Genomic DNA, 8,018 nt, shown 5'->3' on the forward strand with positions numbered 1-8,018 from the left:
TTTACCTGGTTTATTCATAGACAGAATTATGAAACGAATTGTTTTTGCAGTGGCTGCTACACTGGGCGTAACGGCTTTTGCAGCACCTGCCGATGCAGCTCTCTTCAAGTGGAGTGTTGACTACACTGGTTTTTTTGCTGAAGATGCTTTCATTAGTGGTTTCTTTATTGCTGAAGGTACAGCTGCCACTGATGGTGTTGTCTCCGGTGATGAGTTTGATTCTTGGGAGTGGAGCTGGAGTGGTAATAGCGAAGTAGACGCATTTACTATTTCCTCCTCTGACGGTGAGTTTGCCAGTTTGCTTGACAATACTGGCTTCTTTGTAGACGGTACACCTAATGAACTTGGGTTGACTGACGGTCTTGATCAGGGTCTCTACAGCTCTGATGATTTTGGTCTTGATCTAGAGTTTTTGTTTGTAGACAACTTTGGTGCAGGTACAATTTCCGATGGTGATCTAACTGCACTTGGTACAATTTCAGTCTCTGATCCTGAACCTGTTCCTGAGCCTGCGACTCTACTGGGTCTTTTGGCCGTAGCAGGAGCAGCAGCTGTAGCCAAGCGTCAAAAGCAAGCGGCTTAATTAAACTGTTAAGCCGAAAAAATTGACTTTTTAATACAAAACCCCAGGCAGTTGCCTGGGGTTTTGTGCTTTAAAGATTGTGGTTAATAGTCTTGTCCTAACCCTTTATTAACGTCCTCTTATTGGAATGTTCAAGACGTTTGCCTAATGTTTGGTGTCTCTTTTAACTAAGTCATAACACCAAAGGATATGCGATGATGCTAAAACTCTTGTCTGGCTTGTGTTTAAGTGGTCTACTAGTGTTGTTGGGATGCCGGATTTCAGGAGCAACGACGGTAGCGCAAGTGCCGACTAATCAGGCAGCATCCCCATCGCTGACTGTTACCATCTCAGCAGATCAGGTGCGCACCTATGGACGTTTGATCGAGCAGGTGGTCGGCACGGCAAATGATACAATGTCTAATGTCTTTGCAACAAATCCTGATGCGGCTCCCATCAAGTTGACTGTCCTTGTCCATCGCAATGGACAGGTGCTGCCTGTTTTAGTAGCAGACATTTCTCGTGACCAGTGGCAACAGCAACCCGATATTCAAAACTGGGCTCACTATAGTCCAAGTGTCCGAATGTTGTTGGGATACACCCAGCCTAACTCAACGCCACCTCGTTCTCAGGTGGCGCGTCGTCGACCCATTATTGAAAATGCGGCTTTTATTGATGAGCTTGATTAGTGGGAAGAGGGCGCATGATTAGCGATCGCATCAACTGAAATGTAGCCCCCTACCCAAAGAAGAAAAAACACTAAACTCTCTTTAATCCCACCTTAACTACTTATCCTAAAACGGTTGCTAGAATCTGAACATTCTATTCCATAGGCATGGCAGCTGGTTTATAAAAAGAGTGATTTTAAACTGCTCTTTTTTGATGGATATCTGTAGTGTGGCTGCCGCCTGATATCTCGAAAGCATTCTTATCTTAGTCGTCATAACCATGGCCTCAGTTGCCATCTGTCGATGGGAGTTCCGTGTGAGTTAATGCCTTGATTTTTGTATGTGTTCTTAGAGAGGAGAGAACATAGTGGTTTCCCTATCTCGCCGTAAGTTTTTTGGTTATATGGGAGCTGGTGCTGCTGGCGCACTGGCTATTGCCCCCCTACAGGCCCTTGTCGCTAAAAAAGCCTTTGGGCAAAACCCTACTGCTAACCCATTTGGTCCTCTGGTTCCTAAGCTACCTGCAAATATTGACCCTCGATTCAGCCCAGTCTACAATCTCCAGTCCGCAGGAGCAATTTTAGAGGTACCTGCTGATTTTGAATACTGCGTTTTCCACGTCAGTGGCATGAAGATGAGTGATGGTAAGCCTTGCCCCAGTGACCATGATGGTATGGCTTGTTTTCAAGGCCCTCGCGGTACACATATTCTAGTGCAAAACCACGAACTCAGCCCTGGTGAAGATGATGGTTCCGGTTTTACTGACGGTACTGGTTTACAGAGAGCCTACGACAGATTTGACGGTGATGGGGGTCCCGGTGTAGGGGCTGGTGGTACGTCCACCATGATCATTACCGATCGTGGTCAAGTTCTACGGGATTATGTTTCTCTAGCAGGTACTATCCGTAACTGTGCCGGTGGTCCGACTCCCTGGGGAAGCTGGATTAGCTGTGAAGAGAACACTAGTGTTCCTGCTGACAACCCTGCCATTACTCAAAAGCACGGCTTTAACTTTGAAGTGCCTGCCCGTGGCGGTTTAGTTAACCCCGTGCCCCTGATTGAAATGGGTCGCTTTAACCACGAAGCTGTCGCTGTCGATCCTGCCACTGGCTATGTCTATGAGACTGAAGACCGTGGCGACAGCTGCATTTATCGCTATATCCCCAACACTCCAGGTAATCTGACAGATGGCGGTGAACTACAGGTACTCACCTTTGAAAGTGGTCTTCAGGATACTCGTACTGGTGTGCTTTCTCTATTAAACCAGCCCCAACGGGTAAGATGGGTGAGCCTCACCGCTAATGGTGTCAACGTTAATCCCGATACAGATACCCTCCGCTTTGATGCTCAGGGACTGGGCGGTGCCATCTTTGCCCGTGGTGAAGGTGCCTGGGCTGGCAACGATAAGATTTACTGGGTCTGTACCAGCGGTGGTGATGCTGGTCAGGGTCAAGTCTGGTGCTATGACGATGTGACTGAAACCGCTACACTCTTTGTGGAGTCCACTGACGAAGCGGTACTGGATAACCCAGACAACATTACTGTTTCTCCCGCCGATGGCAGTCTCTATCTATTTGAAGATGGCGGCGGCGACATCTTTGTTGTTGGAGTTACTCCCGACGGTGGTCTGTTCAAATTTGCTAAGAACATTACGCCTGGCTTTGAAGGCAGTGAGTTTGCTGGCGGATGTTTCTCTGCTGATGGCACCAAGATGTTCTTTAACATTCAAACACCTGGTATCACTATCATGATGTACAGAACCGACGGTCAACCCATCACTGTATAGATTTGGTGTTTGTGACGGATGAGCGAATGGGTCTTGGGATTAGTCCTGAGGCCCTTTTTTATGAGAGATATTGTTTTTCTTGAGCCGAAATTTGAGAGTACCTTATTGTTTCTTGATCCGCTCCCAACAGGGCACTGTATCCTGGGCCTAAGCCGTTAGTTGTGATAATTGCTTGTGCTGTGAATTGGTTACACGCAAAGCACTGCGGGGTAAGACGCGAAAAACTTCATCAATGCTGGTGACACCGGCAAATACTTTTTCGATGGCGGCCTGACGGAAGGACATAAAGTCAGTTTCCCTTAAGTAACGGTGTAAGTCGATCATGTTGCCACTGTGGATAATTTCCCGAATGGGTTCATCCACTTCAAGCAGTTCCACAATTGCCTCACGACCTAGATAACCTGAACCTAAACAATGGTTGCAGCCACGACCTCGGTGTAAAACAGGGTTGGCTTTAATCTGGGATGGCAGTATCCCTAATCGTTTAAAGTCTGTCTCGGTAGCTGGATAAGACTCTATGCAGTGGGGACAAATACGACGGACTAGCCGCTGGGCCACGACACCCAGCAGTGCATCGCTGATCAAGCTAGGATCGGGACCAATATCCTGAAGCCGGGGAATTGCGCCAACGGCATCGTTAGTATGGAGCGTAGTAAAGACGAGGTGCCCCGTTAAAGCCGCTCGCACGGCAGTTTCTGCTGTCTCGTGATCCCGCACTTCGCCTAACATAATAATGTCAGGATCTTGCCGGAGAATGGCCCGTAATCCTGCGGCAAAGGTCATGCCGGCTGCTTCATTTACCTGGGTTTGGGTAATCCGGGGCAGAACATATTCCACCGGGTCTTCCACGGTGACCACATTGACATGCTCTTTAGCAATGGCCTGCAAACTGGTGTATAGGGTACTGGTTTTACCAGAGCCGGTGGGACCGGTGAAGATAATTAGGCCCTGGGGCTGTTCTAACCAGGTTTTGTAGGTGGGCAATACTTTGGGAGAAAACCCCAGTTTATCAATGGTGGAGAACGGATTTTTGCGGGGTAAAAGCCGGATAACGGCCTTTTCTCCACAGACACAGGGAAGCGTGCTGACTCGCATATCCATGCCCAGGGCATTGCCATCCCCAGACATATATTGTTCACCAATGCGGCCATCATGGGGTCGACGGCTGTCGGCAATGTCCATGCTGGCCATTACCTTGAGGGCAACAATCACCCGGCGGCTAATGTCTAAGGGTAGTTTTGTGACGTTACGCAGGACGCCATCAATGCGATAGCGCACCTGTAGACCTTCGGTGGTGGGCTCTAGATGAATGTCGCTGGCCCGGTTGCGTAGAGCACTGGCAATAATGGTTTTAATCCGCTCGATCTGGCCTGCCGCCTTTGACAAAAATAGCTCTGTTGTTTCGCTAATATCTTCTGCGTCCTGGCTACCGGTGAGGGGGTTAACTAAAGGGGCCGCACCGATGCAATTTACGTCAAAGTGGCGGGTGTGGTGCCAGCAGCGATAGCTTTTTTCTGTAATGGATAAAATTTTGACCTGGGTGAGGGTGCGATCGCAAACCTGCTGTTCTACCTCAGGGGTCAGGGCAACAGGACTGCCCAGATAGTAACAATTGCGCCACAGCAATAGGGGCACCACCGGCGGCAGCTGCTGTGCGTCAGGGAACAGCTGAAAAAATCGTTGGCAGACTTCGTCATCCAGCAGGGTTAGATTCAGGGCTCCCTGGTCATCCCGCAACAGCTGTAATGCTCGCTGACAGTCAATTTGACCATTTCTAAGCTGTTGCCACGCCGTCAATAAATCGGAATCAAGCACCATAGAAAACCCATTGCCAGTTAAAAAGGATGGACATAAGCATGGCCCTACACTGTGTTCAAAAGCGCTGACACCCATGCTTAACCCCCGTTTAGATTATTCCTGATGTGGATGAAGAAGAGATTAAAACAGGTTAAGGTTTAGTCGCCGCTGCCAATAATCGCAGCAACTTTACGAAAATTATTAGCCAACATAATTCTTACACCATTTGCACCACATGCCTTGAACGATAATCTGGCACCCGTAGCCAGTTTGTTTAATGGTTCGAAAATGTTTTGTTAACCTTGCTCCTGAATATTACCTCCTGGGGGATTGTTACCACCCGGAACGACGGAGATTGTTCTTCACTTCCTTACTGGGAGTGTTCAAGGTCTCCACATCAATAGTTATCTACTAATCACATAGTTCAGAGGTAAAGATGGTCACCTTAAGAGGGTTTGCTTCCCTATCAGCCGACACTTTCGCTGATGGTCCTCCGTCTGGGACAGACAACGGTCGGATTGATGCGGCCAATCGCATTCAACCCATCTCTGCAAATGGCCGCACCGGTCCCTTTAATGGCCAGCCAGTGCAGGGGTTTAGTGCCGTACAATTCGCGCCTGATACCGACGCTAGAACATTTTGGTTTTTATCTGACAACGGCTTTGGCGGTGAAAGTAACAGTACCGACTATCTGTTGCGCATTTACCAGGCTCGACCAAATTTTCAGGGTCAAGGTGGTGATGGTAGCGTAGATCTGCAAGGGTTTGTTCAACTGAGCGATCCCGATAATTTAATTCCCTTCGATATTCAAAATGAAGAGAGTGCCGAGCGTCTTTTGACCGGTGCTGACTTTGATATTGAGTCATTTGTTATTGATAATAACGGTGATATCTGGGTGGGTGAGGAGTTTGGTCCTTATCTATTGCACTTCAACAGTGAGGGTGAACTCTTAGAAGCACCCATTGCCACTCCCAATCCAGTTGATCTCAACACCCTTAATGGTCAAGATCCTTTAGTCATTGGGCATCGAGGAGCTAGCGGTGACTTTCCAGAGCACACCTTAGCAGCGTATCGGGCTGCGATCGCAGCGGGGGCTGACTTTATTGAACCCGACTTAGTCACCACCTCTGACGGTGTTCTCATTGCCCGCCATGAGCCGCTTTTAGATGACACCACTAACGTGGCCGAGGTGTTTGGACCCGAGCGCATGGCCACAAAACTATTGGACGGTGTTGAGATCACTGGCTACTTTGCCGAAGATTTTACCCTAGAAGAGATTAAACAACTGCGGGCCGTCCAATCCCGTGACTTTCGCGATCCGGCCTTTGATGGATTGTTTGAGATTCCCACCTTTGAGGAAGTGATCGAACTGGTGCAAGCAGTTGAAGCTGAAACCGGTGTACAAGTTGGCATCTATCCTGAGACCAAGCACCCCACGTTCTTTGACCAGCAGGGACTGTCTCTAGAAGAACCCTTAATTGAAACCCTACAGCGGACTGGATTTACCGATCCCAACCGCATCTTTATCCAGTCCTTTGAGTTCCAGAACCTGATTGAACTTCAGGACCAGCTAGATGCAGAAGGTCTGGGCGATATTCCCCTGGTGCAGCTATATGGCAACACCTTGCCCGATGCACCTGTAGATAACGGTTTCTCGGCTCCCTACGACATCCGCTTTAATGTGGAGCAGGGTAACGATCTAGAAGCCATTTATGGTGCAGACTTTTTAGCGGCGGTGGAGAATCCCCTGTCTAGCACCACCGTATATAGCGATCTGGATAGCGCTGAATTTTTGCAGGTGATCAGCGAGCAATATGCCGAAGGGGCAGGTCCTTGGAAGAACAATATTCTTATCCGGGAAGCTTTGGAGACTCCAGTGGATGGTAATGGTGACGGTGTGGCCGAAATCACAACTCGTCTCACCGGAGAAGTTACCTCCTTCATCGATGATGCCCATGGCGCTGATTTGCAGGTGCATCCCTATACCCTGCGCGATGAAGAACGTTTTCTCACCCTAAATCCTGACGGCACACCCCAAACACCAGAGCAAGAGTTTCAGCAGCTGGTTGACATTGGTGCCGATGGCTTCTTTACTGACTTCCCTCGCACAGGAGATCCTGTCGTAGATCGGTTGACGTCCGGCGAGGTGCGCTCTCCCAATAATCCTGACTTTGACTTTAATACCCTTAATGGTCAAACTCCATTAGTGATTGGTCACCGGGGGGCCAGCGGTGATTTTCCTGAGCACACCTTAGAAGCCTATCGTTTAGCCATTTATCAAGGGGCTGATTTTGTTGAGCCTGACCTGGTGATCACCTCTGATGGTGTACTGATCGCTCGCCACGAGCCTATGCTTGACGACACCACTAACGTGGCCGAGGTGTTTGGTGCTGAACGCATGTCCACCAAGATGCTGGATGGGGAAGAAATTACGGCTTATTTTGCTGAAGACTTCACCCTGGCAGAAATCAAGCAGCTACGGGCGGTTCAGTCCCGCCCATACCGCAATCAGGAATTTAACAACGAGTTTGAAATTCCTACGTTTGAGGAAGTCATCGAACTGGTTCAGGAAGTCAGCGCCGCAGTGGGCCGTGACATTGGTATTTATCCCGAAACCAAGCACCCCACCTTCTTTGATCAGCAAGGGCTATCGTTAGAAGAACCCCTGGTGCAAACCCTGGTGGATACCGGATTTACAGATCGCGATCGCATCTTTATCCAGTCCTTTGAAATTCAGAACCTGCTAGACCTACGGAACGAAATCCTCCCTGAGGCTGGTTTAGATGATCTGCAATTGGTGCAGCTCTTTGGCGATACTGAAGGTGCCTTTATCAATGAAGGCGGTGGCGGTTTCTCCGTGCCCTATGACCTGGTGGCCAATGCCGATCTATCTGAAGCTGAGAAAGGGGCCATCTACGGTGACCTGCTCCCCTTCCTAGATTTTGAAAACCCAGGCTATAACTCCCTGGCCAATGCTGAAGCCATTACTGAAATTAGCAGCTATGCCGACGGAATTGGCCCCTGGAAAAACAACATCCTGCTGCGTGAGCCCCTGGCAACACCCGTAGACGGTAACGGAGATGGTGTTGCGGAAATCACCACTCGCCTGACTGGAGGGGTCTTTCCTCTCATTGACTTCGCCCACGATGCAGGGCTGCAAGTTCACCCCTACACCCTGCGGGATGAAGAGCGTTTTCTCACCTTA

5 protein-coding genes are annotated in these 8,018 nt (G+C 49.2%); 4 read left to right on the top strand and 1 reads right to left on the bottom strand.

Going from position 1 to position 8,018, the window contains the following annotated elements; translation table 11 throughout:
* Window positions 1-28 precede the first annotated feature (28 nt).
* From DXZ20_RS20440 to DXZ20_RS20450, 3 genes are all read left to right on the top strand, one after another.
* Entirely contained in the window at window positions 29-583 is a 555-nt protein-coding gene (locus tag DXZ20_RS20440; RefSeq protein WP_163700197.1) for a PEP-CTERM sorting domain-containing protein, read from the top strand.
* 194 nt (window positions 584-777) lie between these two features.
* The gene (locus DXZ20_RS20445; protein WP_163700199.1) at window positions 778-1,251 is read left to right on the top strand and encodes a hypothetical protein; all 474 of its coding nucleotides are present in this window, start codon (window positions 778-780) and stop codon (window positions 1,249-1,251) included.
* 346 nt (window positions 1,252-1,597) lie between these two features.
* A complete protein-coding gene (locus DXZ20_RS20450) occupies window positions 1,598-3,016 on the top strand; it encodes an alkaline phosphatase PhoX (protein WP_348918714.1) in 1,419 nt (472 codons plus the stop codon).
* A gap of 147 nt (window positions 3,017-3,163) precedes the next feature.
* Here the strand turns inward: DXZ20_RS20450 and DXZ20_RS20455 are convergent, their stop codons facing one another.
* Window positions 3,164-4,834, bottom strand: a complete 1,671-nt coding sequence (locus DXZ20_RS20455; RefSeq protein WP_250565852.1) for a GspE/PulE family protein — start codon at window positions 4,832-4,834, stop codon at window positions 3,164-3,166.
* 415 nt (window positions 4,835-5,249) lie between these two features.
* Here DXZ20_RS20455 and DXZ20_RS20460 point away from each other — a divergent pair.
* Window positions 5,250-8,018 (top strand): glycerophosphodiester phosphodiesterase family protein (locus DXZ20_RS20460; protein ID WP_163703563.1); only part of this gene is annotated, 2,769 nt, incomplete at its 3' end.

The organism is Adonisia turfae CCMR0081 (assembly GCF_011009555.1).
GTDB lineage: Bacteria > Cyanobacteriota > Cyanobacteriia > Phormidesmidales > Phormidesmidaceae > Leptothoe > Leptothoe turfae.

Coding starts and splice junctions, on each gene's coding strand:
- DXZ20_RS20445 (WP_163700199.1), top strand. CDS start 778: ATGATGCTAAAACTCTTGTCTGGCTTGTGTTTAAGTGGTCTACTAGTG.
- DXZ20_RS20455 (WP_250565852.1), bottom strand. CDS start 4,834: ATGGTGCTTGATTCCGATTTATTGACGGCGTGGCAACAGCTTAGAAAT.
- DXZ20_RS20440 (WP_163700197.1), top strand. CDS start 29: ATGAAACGAATTGTTTTTGCAGTGGCTGCTACACTGGGCGTAACGGCT.